Below are 19,543 nucleotides of genomic sequence, written 5' to 3'. Positions count from 1 at the left end.
TTTCTTGTTTTCCCTTTTTTCTCCATCACTATATCACCAATTTTTCCTTTTTCAAGTCATCTTGTTGAAACTGGTATTCAAAATGTTGAAATTGGTGAAGAATTCATTCTGTTTTCATCAAATGACACTAAAAAGTGAAAAATTCCATCTTGACATGACAAAGAAAAATAGCCATAATTCTGTGTGACCACTGTCTGCACATTGGTATGTACCGGCAAAATAGCATGGATTGCTTTTTCGGAAATTGAGCAAACATACCGTAGTGCTGCTTCCTGTTCACCCTGCTCCAAATAGCTGCGGATACTAACCACATGGCCATGAAAATCATGGGATAATCTGCAGATTGCCCGATGTTTCCGCTAAAAACAGCTTGTAAATTCTTTCTGACTCTGAAAAACATCTTCGACTAATAGGCACACTTTCACCGTTTTTCAAAAAGAAACAATTTTCTGTCATACGCTTGATTTTTCTCAAATTCACTAAGTAGCTTTTGTGGCAATGCAAAAAGTTCTTTTTTGAAGAATCATTTCATATTCTTCAAGTTTTCCATAACATTTTAATGGAAACATTTCTTTCGAATCTGCCTCCAGATGTAATTGAATCATTCGGTTGGCGCTTTCTAGGTACAGAATTTGACTTAATGGTATTTGTGAAGACTTCTTTCCATAGCAGACCTCGACCGTGTCCGACTGCAAATGGATTTGGCTGATTGCGGCATCCAAACTCTCTGCAAAATACACATCCAGCTGTGACTTTAAAATATACCGAATGGTGCTTTGATAGCCAAGCGGTGCATACTGCACGAAGCTGGAGATGAAAATTATCAGCGTATCCATACAGCGCGCTTTCAGTGCCATTGCCGCCTGCATACCATCCATGCCGGTAAACCGTACGTCCATCAGTACAATGTTATAAATTTTTTCGCTTGTAAGCAGTTTCTCTGCGCTTGCAAAAGTATCCAGCGTATAAGGTATCTGCCGTTCTGCCATAAAAGTTTCTGTTCTTTTCTGAAGCTGCTGCCGCATGGGCAGCTCATCGTCGCATATTGCCAGCCGCATAATCTTATCCTTGTCCACTCCACTCACCACCTTGTAAAGTTTTAACATAAACTGCACTATAAATGCAATTTGAAGAATGTATGGAATAAACACCGGAAAGTGTTTTCTAAAGTCATTCATCGAGTTTACAAACTTTTTAGAAACTATGCTAATACCGCAAAAAGCAGCAAAGCCTAGTTCGGTGGCTTTGCTGCTTTTTAAATATAATCGTTACGATTCTTTACTGCACAATTCGTACATGGTTTTCTGTCATCCACCAGTGTATCTGCAGCAGATAAGCAAAAATCTGCGGTACACGCATAAGCTGCCCATACCACGGCTCCGACAGGTCATCCGGATGTTCCGCAAGGTCACGCAGACGGTCAAAGTTCAGCATATCAGTAAGCGGGCTGCCCTTTTCCATAACCTGCCGGAACAGTTCCATAACACGCTGCGAATACGCCGGGCTGAATGTGCGCGGATAGGGGCTCTTTTTGCGCCATGCAATCCGCTGTGGAAGCATATCACTGAAGGCTTCACGCAGAATGCCCTTTTCCCGTCCGTGCAGGCTCTTTAACTCCCACGGCAGATTATAGGTATACTCCACCAGCCGGTGATCACAGAACGGTACACGCATTTCCACGCCGCTGTACATGGACATCCGGTCTTTGCGGGTTAACAGCGTCTGCATAAACCAGTCAGTATTCAGGCGGAACATTTCCCGCATACGCGCTTCTTTTTTGCTTTCTCCCGGCAGCTTCTCTGTGTCATTGATTGTTTTTAAATATTCCGCACGCACATAGGCAGCACTGTCCCCTTTCAGGACGCCCGGCTGCAGAATGCTGGTACGCAGGTTGACCGAACGTGACCACGGAAACGTATCCTCAAACAGGATTTCTTCCCGGTGGTACCATGGATACCCGCCGAAAATTTCATCTGCACACTCACCGGAAAGACCAACTGTGTAGTCCTTTTTAATTTCTCGGCAGAACAACAGCAGCGACGAATCAATATCCGCCATACCGGGATAGTCCCGCGCACGCACGGCGTCCAGCAGTGCGTCCGCCTGTGCCGCGTTGTCCAGCACAACATTGTGATGTTTGGAGCCAATGGCGTCCACCATTTCCCCCACGAACTCACTGTCCGGTGCAGGCTGAAACAGATTGCTCTGAAAATATTTTGCGTTATCCACATAGTCCACCGAATAGGTGTTCAGCTGTCTGCCCTGTTTCCTGTACTCCTGTGCCGCGACAGCCGAAATAATGGAACTGTCCAGCCCGCCGGAAAGCAGCGTACACAAGGGTACATCGGACACCAGCTGACGGCGAATACTGTCCGTCAGCAGGGCACGCACGTGTGCGATACTGGTTGCCTCATCTTCTGTATGTTCTTTCGCGTGCAGCTTCCACCAACGATGCAGCTTGACACCCTCCTCCGGGAGAAAGGTCAGTGACCAGCCCGGTGCCAGCTCCTCCATGCCGCAGTACACGGCACGGCCGGGGATAGCGCCCGGTCCCAGCAGGAATATCTGATTCAGACCGTCGCTGTCCACGACAGGCTCCACCATTGGATTGGCCAGCAGGGCCTTTATTTCAGACCCAAACACCAGTCCGCCGGGGTATGGATAATAATAGAACGGCTTAACGCCCATACGGTCACGCGCAGCGAACAGGCGCCGGCTGTTCTTTTCCCATACAGCAAAAGCAAAAATGCCGTTCAGCCGCTGCACACAATCCGCTCCCCATGCAACATAGGCCTGCAGCAGCACCTCGGTATCGCTGTGTGTTGAAAAATGGCAGCCGAGTGTTTCCAGCTCACTGCGCAGTTCATCGGTATTGTACAGCTCGCCGTTGTACACCAGCGCATAGGTTTCCCGCGCGGTATGTGTTACCATGGGCTGATGCCCATTCTGCGGGTCCACAACCGCCAAACGGCGGTGCAGCAGGCAAACATTCGGCTCTGTGTACTGGCCATGGTCATCCGGTCCACGGCGCTCCAATGTTCTGGACATAGCGTCCAGCGCCGTCTGCTGATCTGACAAATACTGATTTTTATCTATCCATCCGGCAATTCCACACATAAAACCTGGCTCCTTTCACTTACGCACTTGTTCTTTCTTAGAATATGCGAAAAGGAAAAAGATGTACCGTAAAAGAAAAAGGAACCGCCGAACATAAAAAATCCGCAGACTCGAAAGTCTGCGGACCGGCCAGAGGATATTAACCTTGGCTCTGACTCTGGCTCTGGCTCTGGCTGCTATATTTCTGTTTTACCTGCTGCATCTGCTGCTGCGGTGCCTGCTGTGTCGTGTACCAGCCCTTATCCGCCATCTTCTTGTACAGGTCCCCCTGCAAAGTCAGGGAATCCTGAAGTGCCTTGGTGAAAGCCTGGTTCACGTTCTGCGTACCGGATTCAATGCTGCCGTGCAGGTACAGGTCACAGGCATTTTTTTCTGCTGAAAGCAGTTCTTGCATTGTATTCTTGTCATCCATGTCCCGTACCTCCTTAAAGCAGGCCTAAAAACTGCTGAAACGTCTGCTGATGTTTGTTCGTCATCTGCTTTACGCACTGTTTCAACTGCGGGTCCGTCATGGACGACGCTGCGTTTTCGCACTGTGTCTGCAAAAACTGCTCATGTTCCAGTGCATCTTCTACATAGGACAATTCCTTTGGGCTCATAAAATTAACACCTCCGCTGTTTAATGTACCCACCGGCAGTGGGATCTATTCATTGCAGACGGGAATCCGGCGGAGGTAATTTTTTAAATTTTAAAAATAAAAATCAATCCCACAAGTCCAGCTGCAATCAGTACAATCTCCAAAATCAGCAGCGAACGGATGGGTGTTGCTTTTTCCGGGGCGGCAGCCTGCTTTTCTTTGGACGCCAGATATTCGTCCAGTGAAAGCGCGGCGTCTTCTTTCAGATGGCGCTCCCCCAAATCAATTTTTTTGCCGGAAACCGGATACAGCTCCACATAATAGCGCAGGAACTTGGAGTACTGCTTGGTACCCGGCGCAGGTTCGGGAATAATGCGTCTCAGGGCCGTGCGCGGCAGGCGATGCTCCCTTGGGATAAAGCCGCAGCTGACACCGATTAGGTCACTGCCCTCTCGACGCAGAATGGGGCGGGCCACATGAAAAACACCCATGAGAAAAACAAACGCACCCAGCCCGTAAAAGAGGAGATACAAATACCAGTACGCGTGCCCCATCGCCAGAGCCGTTACCGCACTGAACAGCAAAAGGATTCCTACCGTGATATCTGCTATCGGCATGCCGCGCTGTTCATATACCGCCGTCGGTGTTTTTTCCCAGTTGTCCTGTGCATAAACTGTTTCCTCGTATAAGTCTAAAATATCTGTTTTTTTTCCTTTTTTCTGCAAGGCTTTGATTCCTTTCCCGCCGCGGGATTATTTCTGCTGCACCTTTTCCAGTGCCTGCTGGATATCCGCAAGAATATCCTGCACATTTTCAATACCAACAGACATACGAATCATATCCGGGCTGATTCCGTTTTCTGCCAGCTGCTCATCTGTCAGCTGACGGTGTGTGGTGCTGGCCGGATGTAGCACACAGGTGCGCAGGTCTGCCACATGCACCACCATAGAGGCCAGCTGCAGAGACTCCATAAATTTTGTAGCAGCAGCTCTGCCGCCCTTTACGCCAAACGAAATAACGCCGCAGCTGCCATGCGGCAGATATTTCTGTGCCAGCGTATGGTACGGGCTGTCCTTTAGTCCCGGATAGTTCACCCAGCTGATACGGTCATCCTGGTCCAGGAACTCGGCAATCTTCTGAGCGTTGGAGCAGTGACGCTCCATACGCAGTGCCAGTGTTTCCAGCCCAAGGTTCAAAAGGAACGAATTTTCCGGTGCGGGCTGACAGCCAATATCCCGCAGCAGATGGGTGCGGGCCTTTGTAATGTACGCCGCTTTTCCGAATGCCTTGGTGTATATCAATCCATGGTAAGACTCATCCGGTTCTGTCAGCATGGGGAATTTGCCGTTTGTCCAGTCAAATTTTCCACTGTCCACAATGGCTCCGCCCATCTGCACGGCATGACCGTCCATATATTTTGTCGTGGAATGAACCACAATATCCGCGCCAAAGGTAAACGGGCGGCAGTTAATAGGCGTTGGGAAGGTGTTGTCCACAATCAGCGGCACACCATGTGCGTGTGCTACCTTTGCAAATAGCTCCAAATCCGTAACGACCAGCGACGGGTTGGAAAGCGTTTCACAATAAACTGCACGAGTGTTGGACTGCATAGCAGCCTCCAGCTGTTCTTCTGTGACATCCGGCGGAACAAAGGTAAAATCAATCCCCATATCACGCATCGTCTTATTAAACAGATTAAAGGCACCGCCGTAAACCGCACTGGAACTGACCACATGGTCACCGGCCTTGCAGATATTCAGTACCGAAAGGAAAATGGCCGCCATACCGGAGGAGGTTGCCACACAGCCAACGCCGCCCTCCAGTTCCGCTATCTTTTTTTCCACTGCTTCTGTTGTTGGGTTGGAGATACGGGTATAAAAATGTCCGCTGTCTTCTAGATTAAAAAGGCGTCCCATCGCCTCAGCGGTGGTGTAGCGGAAAGTCGTGCTCTGCACGATTGGCACAACGCGCGGTTCTCCGTTCTTTGGGGAATAGCCTGCATGGATACACAGCGTATCCGGCTGATAATTCGGTCCCATTGTATACACTCCTTGCTATTTTAAAAAGATACTGTGGCAAAAGAAAAACGGCCTATTCGGCTGTATTAGGAAAACAGGCCTTTTACCCAACCGGCCGCCTGGTCGGTGACAAAAACGACTATAAAAATGAGAAGCAGAAACAGGACAACGGAAAAAGCCCGCCAAAATATCCGCTTTTTGCGCGGCATGACTTCAAACTCCTCGCCCTTTACACGGTAAGTCCGCGGTTTGTCAGCCTTGTCCTTTTGTTCTGCATCCGGTGTGGACACCGTCGGCGTACTGGGAAAAACAACGGCAGCCGCCTGTTTTCCCTCTTCGCTCCGGCAGAAAGGCACATAAAAATTAAAGGCCTGCTGTGTTCCGGCAGAAAGCGCCGCGCGCTTTTCATAGGGAATGCTCCGCGCCTGCAGCAGCTGTTCCAGCTGACCGGCCTGCGGATTCTCCGCCGTTGCCAGACGCACAGGGTCCTCCTCCTGCGGGTCCAGAAGATACCGGTTGCCGCAAAGCGGGCACTGATCTTCACATAGAACCTGACATTTCGGACAATACAGCATTGCTTTTTCTCCTTTCCCGATGTAATGACCAAAAGAATGGATGGATTTATCATACCATGATTTTTACTGCTTCACAAGCATAAAACACAGGGGCCCGACACCAATAAGCGAAATTTTTCCACCGAGGGAAATAAGTCAGTTTATGGAAACAAATTTCTCTTATTTCCTCCCTGTATAAATTTTTTATTATGTGATATCTGTTCACAAAATCATGAATCCCAACCATTTTTATTCTACAATCAGTATACACTAATAGAAAGGGGGAACTGGAAAATGGACCTGCGCACAAGCCTGGGCAAACGTCTGCGCACTCTGCGGGCAAAATGGGGATATACCCAGCAGGACATCAGTTCTATCCTGCAAATTGACCGTTCCACCTATGCCTACTATGAAACCAGCCGCAGCACACCGCCGCTTTCCACCCTGAAAAAGCTCGCCGACGTTTACCATGTGCCGCTGTCTGATTTGTTTGGCAATGAAGAAGCGCCGCCGCAGTTTTCCGACTCTGCTCCAGGCGTATTTGCCGACCTTGACCATAATAAATCCCACATCTACGACCTCTGTCCAGAGGAACGACAGCTGATTGCCATGTACCGGCTGGCCAATCAGGAAACCCGGGGAAAAATTATGGAGCTGCTGCACACAAAGAATTCTTAGCCGTCTTTTTCAGAAAGAATACCCGGTTCAGTTGCACAGTCGCCGATATTTGTGTTAGAATGAAACAAATGGAGGTGTGGCCGGTATGGCTTATGACGCTTTTACCGCAGGCGTAGAACCCGGTGGTCTGCGCACCAGAGAAGAAATCCGAATCCTGCTGTGCTACCTACTTTCCAGTGTCAACGCGCCTCTTTCCAGGGATGATATTCTGCAGTGCGTGCAGGGCATGGGCCTTGCAAACTACTTTGAAGTAACCGATGCCCTGCAGGAACTGACCGAAAACGGCAACCTGCTGTTGCAGGACGGCTGCTATATTGCCAGCGCACAGGCACATGAGATTGCCTGCCAGCTGGACACGGCACTGCCTATTTCCGTACGGGATAAGGCCGTGAAGGCCGCCGTCAGTTTGCTTGCACAGGCGCGCCGCAAACGTGAAAACGCTGTTGAAATTACGAAATGCGGACAGGGCTATCAGGTATACTGTCACATTTCCGGCGGCAAAGGGGACCTGATGTCCTTTACTTTGGCGGTACCGGAAAAGCGGCAGGCAGAACTCATTCAGAACAACTTTCAGGCATCGCCGGAGCGGGTATATCAAATGCTGCTGGCCCTGCTGATTGATGACCATGACGCTGCGGCGACACTGGTTAAGGACTGGCACTGACAGACAAACTCTTTGCAAAATAAAAAGGTACAGCTGACAAGGCAAACGTCAGCCGTACCTTTTTCACACCTTATTTTTGCCTGCTATCAAAAAAACAGGTTCAACAGAAGCAGTGTGGTGACTCCCGGAATACCCAGGAATGCGGAAGCACCCACAACCAGCGGACTGACCGGCAGCGTAACGCCGGTCAGCCCACCCGCCAGATTGACCACTAACAGCGCCGCCAGTCCCGCTATGACACTGCCCGCGGCCCCTGCGAAGGGGTGCGGACTGTGTCCGGCGGCCAGCATCGCTGCACAGAACAAAAAAGCTGCCAAAAGAATCCCTGCAAACAGAATGTCCCTCACCCCCTGCTTACAGAATATGGGGATGAGGGACAGATTATGCTTTTTTATCTTCAACCAAATGATAGCCGGCCGGTGTAAAGTCGATGCGTCCGCTGGAAACGTCCGCGGCCACATTGACAACCCGCAGCGGGTCACCGATGGTCAGACGTTCACGGGTAGCCTCGTCCACCTGAGAAAGACGGCCGTCAAACTCAAAATGTTTGTCGGTAAAGTCCGCAACCGGCACAAAGCCCTCTACGCTGTTGGACAGTTCCACAAATACGCCGCGCATGGTCACACCGCTGATAATGCCGTCGTACTCCTCGCCCAAATGCTGAGCCATATATTCTGCCGCAAAGCAGTCGTCCGCACTGCGTTCAGAGTTCATGGCGCAGATTTCACGCTCGCTGGAATGTTTAGCGGATTCCTGCGCGAAATCCGTGTATTCCTTTTTAATCTTCGCCTTATCTTCACCGGCAAGGTAGGCACCCATGATGCGATGAATAGAAGTATCCGGATAGCGGCGGATAGGAGAAGTAAAGTGGCAGTAGTCCTGCAAAGCCAACCCGAAATGCCCCAGCGGTTTGGTATCATAGCGGGCCTTGGCCATCGTGCGCAGCAGCTGGTGTGAAACCACCTTTTCCCGCGGCGTACCGGCTGCCTGTGCCATAACCTGCGCAAAGTCCTTGGCCGTTACGTCTGCCGGATGTGACAGGCACACCGGATTCAAGCCAATGGTCACCAGCAAATCTTTCAGCGCATCCACACGGTCCGGGTCCGGATTTTCATGCACACGGTAAACAAACGGAAGCTGCTGCTCACGGCCCAGCTTAGCGGCCGCCTGATTCGCGGCAATCATCAGCTGTTCAATCATCTGCTCGGAAGGGCCGGTGTGCCGCGGCAAAACATCAATACAGTGTCCTTTTTCGTCCAGTATAAATTCCGACTCAGAACTGTCAATATCAAAGTTGCCGTTGGCACGGGCATTGGCTTTCAGGATACCAGCCAGCTCCCGTCCGGCGGCCAGGCTGTCCAGCACCGGTGCATATTTGTCCAGCAGATCCTGTCCAGCGGTGCCATCAAAAATCTGATTGACTTCGTCATATACGCCGCGGACTTTACTGTTAATGATGGATTTATGGAATTCATAATGCGTCATTTTACCGGCCTTGTCAAAGTCCATAACAGCCGAGAATGTCAGCTTGTCCGTGCCGGCATTCAAGGAACACACACCGTTGCTGATAGCTTCCGGCAGCATGGGGACAACACGGTCTGGCAGGTAAACGGAAGTGGCGCGTTTGCGTGCTTCCTCGTCCAGTGCTGTGCCGGGGCGCACATAATAGGAAACGTCCGCGATATGAACACCCAGCTGGTACCCCTGAGGTGTACGCACAATGCTGATGGCATCGTCCAAATCTTTGGCGCTGGCGCTGTCAATGCTGCAGATAGGCCAGCCCCGATAGTCCGCACGTCCCTGCATATCCGCTTCGGTAATGGGACGGGAACCAATGGCTTCTGCTTCTGCAAGAGCCTCCGGTGAAAACGGAACCTTCACGCTGTTGGCGTCCAAAATGGCATCTGCACAGATCTTGGCGCAGTCGGCATGGCCGTAATTTTTCACGACCTTCGCGGAAAAGCGAGAGGAGTGCGGCAGGCGGCTGATGTCCGCCTGCACCTTGTCCCCTACCTCGGCGCCGCAGTGTGCAAAGTCGGCAATGGGAATATCAAAGCGGATAGCCGCATCCGGGTGCAGCTCCACACCATATGGGCTGCGCACAATCGTGCCGTTCACGGTATTGCCGGCACGCTGGGTAATTTCCAGCACTTCACAGCTGGAGCCTTTGGGGCTTTGACGGACATTGCCTAAAACAACCGAGTCACCCAAAAAGGCATCGTGCAAATCTTCGCCATGCAGGAACATATCGTCACCGCCGTCGTCCGGCCGGGCAAACGCAAAGCTGCGGGACAGCGAAACGATGGTTGCCGGAATCCGCTGGGTAGGGTCACCATGAAGACGAACAATATGGCGGCTGTTCACGCTGATCTTTTTTTCGCGGCGCAGCTGATTCAGTGCGGTATAAAAAGTAGTGCTGTATTTTTCCGGGATACCGAGTTTCCGCATGAGAAAACGGGAAGACAGGTCCTCCCCCGCACTCTGCAGAGCCTCCAATATTCCTTTTTTAATATCTTCGACCATAGGAAACCTCCATCTGCCATATGACCGCTGACGCGGACAGATTCTGACGTAAAAAAGCCCCGCTGCCTTGCGGGGCTTTATCCATCTCTTACTTATTTGTCATATACATATATACATTGGTTGCAATGACTAAGACAAAAAACGCAAGTGAAATAACCTTTGTCCACCGCGCAAGGAAACTGTCGATAGAGCGGGCACTGTTCTGACTCAAAAAGGTATCTGCACCGCCGGTGACAACACCCAAGTCTTTCTCGTGTCCTTCCTGCAGCAAAACGACCACAATGATGGCCAGCGAAGCAAGAAGCAAAATAATACCCAAAACAATCTCAGAAACTGTCATGGACTGTAACCTCCGAAACAACTGCGGGAAACCGGTGCACTGATAGAAAGCGCCCTTCTTCCCTTAATAAACTTCTTCTATTCTAACACGAATATACGCGGAATGCAAGCTTTTTTACAGTCATTATCATATGCAGCTGAAAAGTTACAATACACCACAATATTGCTAATTTTCGGCCAGTGTTCCGTACCGGCCGAGGAAACTGCGGGTACGCTCGTTGTTGGAAGAAAAAACTTCATCGGGTGTGCCCTGTTCCACAATCACGCCGCCCGCCATAAAGAGAATGCGGTCACTAATATCTTTTGCAAAAGACATTTCATGGGTCACAATCACCATGGCAATATGCAGGTCCGCCAAAGATTTGATAACCTTCAGGACTTCTGCTGTCAGCTCCGGGTCCAAGGCCGAGGTGGGTTCGTCAAAGAAAAGAATACTGGGATGCAGTGCCAGCGCGCGCGCAATCGCGACCCGCTGCTGCTGCCCGCCAGACAACTGACAGGGATAAGCACCTGCCTTGTCCTCCATACCTACCTTCCGCAGCAGTTCCATTGCCGTTGCTTTGGCTTCCTCTTTTTCCCGTTTTTGTACACGCACCGGTGCATCTGTAATATTTTTAAGGACTGTCATATGCGGAAAAAGATTGTAGTTCTGAAATACGAGCCCAAACATGGAGGAAATCTGTTTTCGTTCGTTTTTCGGCGCATAAACGACTTTCCCGTTTTCGGTCCATGTCGCCCGCTGTCCATGATAGAGAATCTCACCGCCGTCAATGGTTTCCAGCATGGTGGCACACCGCAGAAGCGTTGTTTTACCGGAACCGGATGGCCCGATAATCGAAAAGACCTCGCCTTTGTCGACCGAAAGAGAGATATCCTTCAGGACACTCAGCCCCTCAAAGGATTTTTGTATATGGTTCATTTCGAGCAGTGCCATAGCCCATTTTTCCTCCCTTACTTGTAATAAGCCAGTTTCTTTTCGATAATGTCCATAACCCACGCAACCAGGAAATTAAAGATGTAGTAGAACAGGCCTGCCGCCGCAAACGGCATCATGCTGGCTGTTGCACTGGCAAGTGCTTTCGCGGTCGTAAACATCTCAACCACACTGATGGTAAAGGCAAGGGACGTATCCTTTACCAGGGTAATCACTTCATTGCTAAGCGCGGGAATAATGCACTTAAAGACCTGCGGCAGGATAATTATGGAAAATGTCTGCTGTCTGGAGTAGCCAAGGAGTTTTGCCGCCTCATACTGGCCCTGTGACATGGATTGAATGCCTGAACGGTAAATTTCCGCAAAATAAGCCGCATAGTTGATGATAAATGCAATCAGTGCCGCCGACATTCGGTACGAACCGGAAATATGTATGCCAAACAGATAATACGGCCCGAAATAAACGACCATCATCTGCAGCATCAGCGGTGTACCGCGCATAATGGAAATATAAACGCTCATAATTGCAGAAACAATTTTATTTTTGCTCATTCTTCCAAGGGCGATAAGAAGACCAAGCGGCAGGGAAAACACCAACGTAATGAAAAAGATCTCTACGCTGACACCCATACCTTGGGCAAGCTGCAATACAATAGAACTGAACGACATAACATTCTCTCCTTAACCGATAATGGGCCGTCCGTTTTAGGCCTTGCCCCATGTGGTAACGTCCTTGCCAAACCACTTTTTAGAAATTTTTGTGAGGGTTCCGTCCTTCTTCATTTCATCCATTGCCTTGGAAACCTTTGCGCAAAGTGCCGTATTGCCTTTTTTAAATCCAATGCCATACTGTTCTTTCTGAATGGATTCGCCGAGAATTTTCAGTTTCAGTTTACCGGATGTAATCTTATAGTCGGCAACGGTACTGTCCATGGCAACGGCATCAACGGCACCCATGTCCAAATCCATCAGCGCCGTATTGTAGTCTGCGGTGGTCTGCACATTGGCAAACGCGGAGCTGATATTTGTCTTTTCTTTCAAAGCCGCCTGTGCCGCGGAGTCCGTCTGCACTTCCACTGTTTTTCCTTTGAGGTCAGCAAGGGACTTCACCGCGGAATCGGCCTTTACAACAAAGACCTGGTCGTTTTCCATATAAGGTTTGGACCATGTATAATTGTTTTCACGTCCGCTGATGGTAAAGCCGTTCCAAATACAGTCAATCGTTCCACTGGTCAGCTCCGCGTCCTTCGCGTCCCACGAAATTGGCTGGTACTTTATGGCCATTCCCATGCGCTTGGCGGCCTCCGCCGCAAGATCCAGGTCAAATCCTGTAAACTTACCGTCACTGCCCTTAAACCCCATGGGCGGAAAGTTCTGGTCAAATCCAACCGTAAAGGTATTGTCAGCTGCCGAAGCCGTACTGTCCGCCGCCGAGGCACTTGCCGCACTGGCAGCGGAAGAGGAACCTGTCCCACCGCACGCCGCAAAGGAAACCGCCATAATTCCCGCCAGGAACAGTGATGCCAGCTTTCTGAACGTTTTCATAAAATATCCTCCAAATTCAAAGTGCTTTCTCCGTCAGTTTCATCGTATCATCATATTATCATACTAAATTAAACCTGTAAAGGATTTCTTTTTCTTTTCTCCCCATAAATCGAATGGTAAAACAAAAAGTGCCCCGCAGTCTTTGAGTCAGACTGCAGAGCACTCCTCTTTTTGGAAACAAAAGATGCGGCTGATGGATGTAATAGAAGCATAACTATAAGAATACCGCACAAACTATCAATCGTGCCCCCATGTTTCGCGTTTGCACACTGGGAAGCACACGCCCCGGCGCTGCAGCCCGGGGCGTTTTTTATTCGGTCAGTTTCAGCTGTTCCCCCTGCATTTCCCGTGCATCGGGCAGTGCGCCGATTGCCGGCAGCTTCTTGCGGTATCGGGAGGGCCTCTGTACGTCGCCTTCTTCATAAACTTTAACGGATTTTAGCAGCGCGTGCTTTCGCAGTGTCATAACCTGCACGCCCTGTGTGGAACGCGTTGCCTTTGCCGGAATTTCACCGGTGTTCACCAGCAGTTTACGCTCCTGTGTAGAAGTGAACAGCACATCGGTATCTTCCGGCAGAATCAGAAGTGCTGCCAGCGGAGACTTGTCGCTGTAAGCATTCACCAGCTTCCGGCGTTTCGTTTTGGTTTGATAGGCTGAAAGGTCTACCTTGGCAACTTTGCCGTTTTCAAAGCAGAAAAGCAGGAAACCGCTGTAATCCTTGGTAACCGCCATGAAAAGCACATTCTCTCCCTCGTCCATTTGCAGCTGAGCCGGAATATACTCTCCCAGCACGCTTGCTTTGGTGTCCCCAAAGTCGCTGGCAGTTGCTTTATATACCTGACATTTATCCGTAAAGAAGAGCAGCTCACTCCGGTTTGTCGCCTCAATATGGCAGGTAACACTGTCCCCCTCCTTCACCTTTTGCTCGCCGCTCATTCGCAGTGACTGCGGTGTGATTTTTTTGAAATATCCATCTTTGGTAAAGAAAAGGTGCACCGGATAATCCGGAATTTCGTCGAGTTCTTCTTCCTTCTCTGCAAGGTCGTCATGGTACAGGAGGATACTGTGCCGCGGCTGTCCATAGGTTTTTGTGACGGTTTTCAGCTCGTTTACAATAATCTGCTTAATCTTTTTTGGGTCGTCCAGCACTGCATTGAGTTCTGCAATCTCCCCCTGCAGCTTAGAGGTTTCCTGTGTGCGGTTTAGAATGTACTCTCGGTTCAGGTGACGCAGCTTAATTTCCGCTACATATTCCGCCTGTATTTCATCAATGCCAAAACCTTTCATCAGGTTCGGCACGACTTCACTTTCTTCATCTGTTTTGCGGATAATTGCCACAGCTTTGTCAATATCCAGCAAAATGGCTTCCAAGCCTTTCAGCAAATGCAGCTTGTCCATTTTTTTCTGCAGGTCAAATTCCGTACGGCGGCGCACACAATCGATACGGAACTTTGTCCACTCATCCAAAATCTCGCCGACACCCATCAGGCGCGGCACACCGTTCACCAAAATGTTAAAGTTGCAGGAAAAGCTGTCCTCTAGCGGAGTCAGCCGGAACAGCTTCGCCATCAGCTTGTGCGGGTCCGCCCCGCGCTTTAGGTCAATGGTAATTTTAAGGCCGGCAAGTCCGGTTTCGTCGCGGATATCCGCCACTTCTTTGGCCCGGCCCTGCTTGACCAGTTCAATTACTTTCTCTACAATGGCCTCTACGGTCGTGGTCGGCGGAATTTGGGTAATATCAATGCAGTTCTCTGCGGCATCATACGCATAACGGCTGCGCACACGAATGCTTCCGCGGCCGGTGCGGTAAATTTTCCGCATCTGCTCTTCATCGTACAAAATCTGTCCGCCGCCGGGGAAATCCGGCGCCTGCAGTGTTTTCAGCAGGTCATGCTTCGGGTGCATGATACGCGCCGCGGCCGTTTCACAAACTTCCCGCAGGTTAAAGGAACACACACTGCTGGCCATGCCGACCGCAATGCCGGTATTGGCATTGACCAAAACGCTGGGAAAAGTGGCGGGCAGCAGTGTTGGCTCCTGCATGGTGCCGTCGTAGTTGTCGACAAAATCGACCGTATTTTTATCAATGTCCCGAAAAAGTTCGCTGCAGATGGGGTCCAGCTTCGCTTCTGTATAACGGGAGGCGGCATATGCCATATCCCGGCTGTAGGCTTTACCGAAGTTGCCCTTGCTGTCCACATAAGGGTGCAGCAGCGATTCATTGCCGCGGGACAGCCGCACCAAGGTATCATAAATAGCCGCGTCACCGTGCGGGTTGAGCCGCATTGTCTGGCCGACAATATTGGCGCTTTTGGTACGGGCACCAGTCAGCAGTCCCATTTTATACATGGTATACAGCAGCTTGCGGTGACTCGGTTTAAAGCCATCTATCTGCGGAATGGCGCGGCTGATGATAACACTGACTGCATAGGGCATATAGTTTTTCTGCAGGGTGGAGACAATGGGCTGTTCCACAACACTGCCCGCACCGATAATTACGCCGTGTGCTTTTGGCACCGGCGCCCGGCGTTTTTCATTCTTTTTTCTTGGCATAAACTTCCCTGTCTTTCACGATATGGTCTTTCTCAGCTGACGTCCAGTTCCTCTACATATTCGCGGCCATGTTCTGAAATATACTGCTTGCGTCCGGACAGGTTGTCCCCCAGCAGCAGGTCAAACGTCTTGCCTGTCGCGGTGGCATCTGACGGCATCACTTTAATCAGCCGGCGTGTCACGGGGTTCATGGTTGTCAGGTTCATCATGTCCGGTTCGTTTTCGCCCAATCCTTTGCTGCGCTGAATGGTCAGCTTCTGGCCTTTCAGCTGCTTTAAAAAGCGCTCTTTTTCTACTTCATCATAGGCAAAGTAAGTTTCATTTTTACAGTGAATCTCATACAGCGGCGACTCAGCAATGAACACCTTTCCCTGCCGAATCAGCTCCGGCGTCAGGCGGTACAGCATGGTCAGCAGCAGGGTGCGTATCTGAAAGCCGTCCACATCGGCATCAGTACAGAGGATAATTTTATTCCAGCGCAGGTTGTCCATATCAAAAGAGCTAAGATCCTTATTGGCCTTGCTTTTGACCTGCACCCCGCAGCCCAGCACCTTGACAAGGTCCGTGATGATGTCGCTTTTAAAAATACGGTTGTAGTCTGCTTTCAGGCAGTTTAGAATCTTGCCGCGAATCGGCATAATCGCCTGGAAGTCAGGGTCACGTGCCTGTTTGCATGCGCCCAAAGCGGAATCGCCTTCCACGATAAAGATTTCCCGGCGGGAAACGTCCTTGCTGCGGCAGTCCACAAACTTTGCAACACGGCTGGTAATATCCATGTTGCTGGTCAGCTTTTTCTTTAGGTTCAGGCGTGTTTTTTCGGCATCCTCTCGGCTGCGCTTATTTATCAGCACCTGTGCGGCAATCTTATCGGCGTCCAGCGGATTTTCAATAAAATAAACTTCCAGCTGATGACGAAGCATTTCCGTCATCGCTTCCTGTATGCCCTTATTGGTAATGGCTTTTTTGGTCTGGTTTTCATAGGAAGTGCGGTTACTGAAAGAGGAGATAACCAGAATCAGGCAGTCCTCCACATCCGCATAGGTAATTTTGCTCTCGTTCTTATTGTATTTATTATTTTGCTTTAAATAGGAATCAATCTGGTACACAAAGGCGTTGCGGGCAGCCTTATCCGGCGCACCGCCATGTTCCAGCCAGCTGGAGTTATGGTAATACTCCGTTAGATGCGTTTTGTTGGAAAAAGCCAGTGCCACGTTGACTTTAACATGATATTCCGGCTTATCGGCACGGTCACGGACGGTTCGCTCCGCCTGCCATGACTGCACACTGGTCAGCGCATCATCGCCGGCCATTTCTTTCACATGGTCAGCGATACCATTTTCATACAGAAACTCCTGTGTGTCAAACTTTTTCCCATTTTGGTTTTTCAGGACGAATTTCAGGCCATTGTTGACAATTGCCTGCCGGCGCAGGGTATCCTCGTAGTATTCCACCGGAATACGAATATCGGTAAAAACCTGCAGGTCCGGTTTCCAATGGATTTTCGTACCGCTGGGCGCAGTGCTGGGCTCTTTTTTCAGGCCGCCGACATTTTCACCGTGCTGAAAGTGCAGAGTGTATTTGGTTTCGCCGGTGTGTATTTCCACGTCCATGTACTCGGCGGCATACTGCGTTGCACACAAACCAAGGCCGTTTAGTCCCAGGCTGTACTCATAGCTGGCATCTTCACCATTGTGGTATTTGCCGCCGGCGTACATTTCGCAGAAAACCAATTCCCAGTTGTAGCGTTTTTCCCGCGGATTGTAGTCCACCGGGCAGCCGCGGCCATGGTCCTCCACCTGTACGGACCAGTCACTGTAGCGTGTCACTGTAATTTCATGGCCATAGCCTTCGCGCGCTTCGTCAATGGAGTTTGACAAAATTTCAAAGACGGAGTGTTCGCACCCCTCTATTCCGTCCGAACCAAAGATAACGGCTGGACGCAGGCGCACCCGGTCGGCGCCTTTCAGCATGGAGATGCTTTCGTTTCCATAGCTTTGATTTTTTTTTGGCATTCAATTCTCTCCTGTAAAAACTGTTTATAACAAAGAAAACCGTGAAAACAAGAATCAGGGGAATGACTGCACCCCCCTGATTTTGCTGACTTGTTCAGTTTTGCCGCATTTCAGTTCTGCGGCAGCGGCTGCGGGCGGCTGCCGGGCAGTTCGTTGCCCTCGCCATCGATTTTCCCTTCCATCAGCAGACGGAAGTGTTTGCCGTCCATCTTTTCGTGCAGGAACAAGTACCGCGCCACTTCATGCAGCTGGTTCATATGCTCCCGCAAAATAGATTCGGTGCGGTCATAAGCCGTCGTCATAATATTCTTAATTTCTTTATCAATCGCCGCGGCTGTCTGTTCAGAATAGTCGCGGATGTGTCCCATATCACGGCCAAGGAACGGTTCACTGTCATCACGGCCATAGGTAATGGGGCCCAAAACAGCAGACATTCCGTACTTTGTGACCATAGACCGGGCAACTTTCGTTGCACGTTCAATATCATTGCTGGCGCCGGTCGAGATATCCCCCATTGTCAGGGACTCTGCCACACGGCCGCCCATCATAACGACCAAATCCTCTTCCATCTCTTTTTTGGAGCGGTAGGAACGATCCTCGGTCGGTACCTGCATGGTAAAACCGCCCGCCATGCCGCGCGGAATGATGCTGATTTGATGCACCGGGTCCTGTGTGGGGCAGTAATAGGTAACAACCGCATGGCCGCCTTCGTGGTAGGCCGTCAGTGTCTTTTCACGGTCACTCATCACATGGCTCTTCTTTTCGGTGCCCACGACCACTTTAATGGTCGCCTCTTCTATCTCCTGCATGGTAATTGCCTTCAGGTTTCTGCGGGCCGCCAACAAAGCGGCCTCGTTCAGCAGGTTTTCCAAGTCAGCACCGGTAAAACCAGCGGTGGAACCTGCAATCACTTTCAGGTCCACGTCCGGTGAAAGGGGCTTTCCGCGCGCGTGTACGTGCAGGATGTCCTCTCTGCCCTTAATATCCGGATAACCAACCATAATCTGCCGGTCAAAACGGCCGGGACGCATCAAAGCCGGGTCCAGAATATCCGGACGATTGGTGGCAGCAATCATAATGACGCCCTCATTGGCACCGAAACCGTCCATTTCCACCAGCAGCTGGTTCAGTGTCTGTTCCCGTTCATCGTGTCCGCCGCCCAATCCGGCGCCGCGCTGACGGCCTACTGCATCAATTTCATCAATAAAGACAATGCAGGGGCTGTTTTTCTTTGCCTGGTCGAACAGGTCACGCACACGGGAAGCGCCCACACCGACAAACATTTCCACAAAGTCGGAACCGGAAATAGAGAAGAACGGCACGCCGGCTTCACCGGCTACAGCGCGTGCCAGCAGTGTTTTACCGGTACCGGGAGGGCCCACCAGCAGCACGCCTTTGGGAATACGCGCGCCGAGGGCATTGTACTTCTGTGGATTCTTTAGGAACTCCACAATTTCCTGCAGCTCTGCCTTTTCCTCATCTGCGCCGGCCACATCGGCAAAGGTGGTCTTGCGCTTTTCATCTTCCAGCTTTTTTACTTTGGCCTTGCCAAAGTTCATCTGTTTTCCAGCATCGCCCAAACCGGTGTTGACCTTGCGCATCATCAGGTAGGTAAACAGCAACATAATGGCAACGGCTATAGCAAACGGCAGGAAAGAAAGCAGCCAGTTGTTTTCTTTGGGACGCTGCAGCTTTTGGACCATGCGGGCAGTCGGGTGCTTTTTGTTGTACTGCTCCACATATGGGTCCAAACGCTCCTGCATATACTGGGAATCCGGCGCCATAAAGGAAACTGGACTGTCCGTGCCATTCACTTTAATGCTCATTTCTCCGGTACCGAAGTCCAGTGAATACTCCGTTACTTTTTGGTCTGCAAAAAATCCTATAACATCGGAAAACGTGTAAGTTTTAGGCGGCGTTTCCATACCGCCGAACAGCGCTGCCAAGAGGATAAGCAGCATCACCGGTATGGCAATAACCAGTATCAGGTTGCGCAGCGATTTCTTGTTTTCCAACCCTGCATTCCTC

At 50.5% G+C, this 19,543-nt stretch carries 19 protein-coding genes; 2 read left to right on the top strand and 17 right to left on the bottom strand.

Translation table 11 applies throughout. The annotated features are described in order from the left end of the window. Positions 1-324: 324 nt before the first annotated feature. The 8 genes from GJQ69_RS09900 to GJQ69_RS02825 all read right to left on the bottom strand — a co-directional run bounded on the left by GJQ69_RS09900 (position 325) and on the right by GJQ69_RS02825 (position 6,288). Entirely contained in the window at positions 325-480 is a 156-nt protein-coding gene (locus GJQ69_RS09900; protein WP_157658969.1) for a hypothetical protein, read from the bottom strand. Further along, positions 480-1,076 (bottom strand): LytR/AlgR family response regulator transcription factor, encoded by a 597-nt coding sequence (locus tag GJQ69_RS02855; RefSeq protein ID WP_157658971.1) that lies wholly within the window; start codon positions 1,074-1,076, stop codon positions 480-482. Before GJQ69_RS02855 ends, GJQ69_RS09900 begins: the two co-directional genes overlap by 1 nt. A gap of 202 nt (positions 1,077-1,278) precedes the next feature. Beyond that, positions 1,279-3,117: an asparagine synthase (glutamine-hydrolyzing) gene (gene asnB / locus GJQ69_RS02850; protein ID WP_086036254.1), complete on the bottom strand. Its 1,839-nt coding sequence runs from the start codon at positions 3,115-3,117 to the stop codon at positions 1,279-1,281. Positions 3,118-3,256: 139 nt separating this feature from the next. Next, the gene (locus GJQ69_RS02845; protein WP_086036255.1) at positions 3,257-3,529 is read right to left on the bottom strand and encodes a spore coat protein; all 273 of its coding nucleotides are present in this window, start codon (positions 3,527-3,529) and stop codon (positions 3,257-3,259) included. Between the two features lie 13 nt (positions 3,530-3,542). Continuing rightward, positions 3,543-3,716, bottom strand: coding sequence for a hypothetical protein (locus tag GJQ69_RS02840; protein ID WP_174192878.1), 174 nt, complete (start codon positions 3,714-3,716; stop codon positions 3,543-3,545). Positions 3,717-3,799: 83 nt separating this feature from the next. After that, positions 3,800-4,420 (bottom strand): hypothetical protein, encoded by a 621-nt coding sequence (locus GJQ69_RS02835; protein WP_086036257.1) that lies wholly within the window; start codon positions 4,418-4,420, stop codon positions 3,800-3,802. A gap of 27 nt (positions 4,421-4,447) precedes the next feature. After that, positions 4,448-5,734 (bottom strand): O-acetylhomoserine aminocarboxypropyltransferase/cysteine synthase family protein, encoded by a 1,287-nt coding sequence (locus tag GJQ69_RS02830; protein ID WP_086036259.1) that lies wholly within the window; start codon positions 5,732-5,734, stop codon positions 4,448-4,450. 65 nt (positions 5,735-5,799) lie between these two features. After that, positions 5,800-6,288: a hypothetical protein gene (locus GJQ69_RS02825; protein ID WP_174192876.1), complete on the bottom strand. Its 489-nt coding sequence runs from the start codon at positions 6,286-6,288 to the stop codon at positions 5,800-5,802. A gap of 273 nt (positions 6,289-6,561) precedes the next feature. Here GJQ69_RS02825 and GJQ69_RS02820 point away from each other — a divergent pair, with 273 nt between their 5' ends. After that, the gene (locus tag GJQ69_RS02820; protein WP_174192874.1) at positions 6,562-6,945 is read left to right on the top strand and encodes a helix-turn-helix domain-containing protein; all 384 of its coding nucleotides are present in this window, start codon (positions 6,562-6,564) and stop codon (positions 6,943-6,945) included. Positions 6,946-7,030: 85 nt separating this feature from the next. After that, positions 7,031-7,609, top strand: a complete 579-nt coding sequence (locus tag GJQ69_RS02815; RefSeq protein WP_086036265.1) for a DUF4364 family protein — start codon at positions 7,031-7,033, stop codon at positions 7,607-7,609. An 86-nt stretch (positions 7,610-7,695) separates the two neighbouring features. Here GJQ69_RS02815 and GJQ69_RS02810 read toward each other — a convergent pair whose 3' ends face one another. From GJQ69_RS02810 to ftsH, 9 genes are all read right to left on the bottom strand, one after another. Beyond that, entirely contained in the window at positions 7,696-7,926 is a 231-nt protein-coding gene (locus tag GJQ69_RS02810; protein ID WP_236849725.1) for a pro-sigmaK processing inhibitor BofA family protein, read from the bottom strand. Positions 7,927-7,990: 64 nt separating this feature from the next. Continuing rightward, positions 7,991-10,132 (bottom strand): ribonuclease R, encoded by a 2,142-nt coding sequence (gene rnr / locus GJQ69_RS02805; RefSeq protein ID WP_086036266.1) that lies wholly within the window; start codon positions 10,130-10,132, stop codon positions 7,991-7,993. An 88-nt stretch (positions 10,133-10,220) separates the two neighbouring features. Continuing rightward, positions 10,221-10,472 (bottom strand): preprotein translocase subunit SecG, encoded by a 252-nt coding sequence (gene secG / locus GJQ69_RS02800; RefSeq protein WP_086036268.1) that lies wholly within the window; start codon positions 10,470-10,472, stop codon positions 10,221-10,223. Between the two features lie 165 nt (positions 10,473-10,637). Beyond that, the gene (locus GJQ69_RS02795) at positions 10,638-11,405 is read right to left on the bottom strand and encodes an amino acid ABC transporter ATP-binding protein (protein ID WP_086036269.1); all 768 of its coding nucleotides are present in this window, start codon (positions 11,403-11,405) and stop codon (positions 10,638-10,640) included. Positions 11,406-11,422: 17 nt separating this feature from the next. Continuing rightward, the gene (locus GJQ69_RS02790; RefSeq protein WP_086036271.1) at positions 11,423-12,073 is read right to left on the bottom strand and encodes an amino acid ABC transporter permease; all 651 of its coding nucleotides are present in this window, start codon (positions 12,071-12,073) and stop codon (positions 11,423-11,425) included. A 36-nt stretch (positions 12,074-12,109) separates the two neighbouring features. Continuing rightward, the gene (locus GJQ69_RS02785) at positions 12,110-12,949 is read right to left on the bottom strand and encodes an amino acid ABC transporter substrate-binding protein (RefSeq protein ID WP_174192872.1); all 840 of its coding nucleotides are present in this window, start codon (positions 12,947-12,949) and stop codon (positions 12,110-12,112) included. A gap of 310 nt (positions 12,950-13,259) precedes the next feature. After that, on the bottom strand, positions 13,260-15,503 hold the full coding sequence (locus tag GJQ69_RS02780; RefSeq protein ID WP_086036273.1) for a DNA gyrase/topoisomerase IV subunit A: 2,244 nt from the start codon (positions 15,501-15,503) through the stop codon (positions 13,260-13,262). A gap of 32 nt (positions 15,504-15,535) precedes the next feature. Further along, on the bottom strand, positions 15,536-17,515 hold the full coding sequence (locus tag GJQ69_RS02775; protein ID WP_086036274.1) for a DNA gyrase/topoisomerase IV subunit B: 1,980 nt from the start codon (positions 17,513-17,515) through the stop codon (positions 15,536-15,538). 110 nt (positions 17,516-17,625) lie between these two features. Continuing rightward, positions 17,626-19,530 carry an ATP-dependent zinc metalloprotease FtsH gene (gene ftsH, locus GJQ69_RS02770; protein WP_086036275.1) on the bottom strand — a complete coding sequence of 635 codons (1,905 nt, stop codon included), beginning with the start codon at positions 19,528-19,530 and terminating at the stop codon, positions 17,626-17,628. Between the last annotated feature and the right edge of the window lie 13 nt (positions 19,531-19,543).

It is taken from the genome of Caproicibacterium lactatifermentans (genome assembly GCF_013315815.1).
In the GTDB taxonomy this organism is placed as follows: domain Bacteria; phylum Bacillota; class Clostridia; order Oscillospirales; family Acutalibacteraceae; genus Caproicibacterium; species Caproicibacterium lactatifermentans.
Note: the sequence above shows the minus strand (reverse complement) of the source record. Positions and strands in the feature narration are given on the sequence as shown.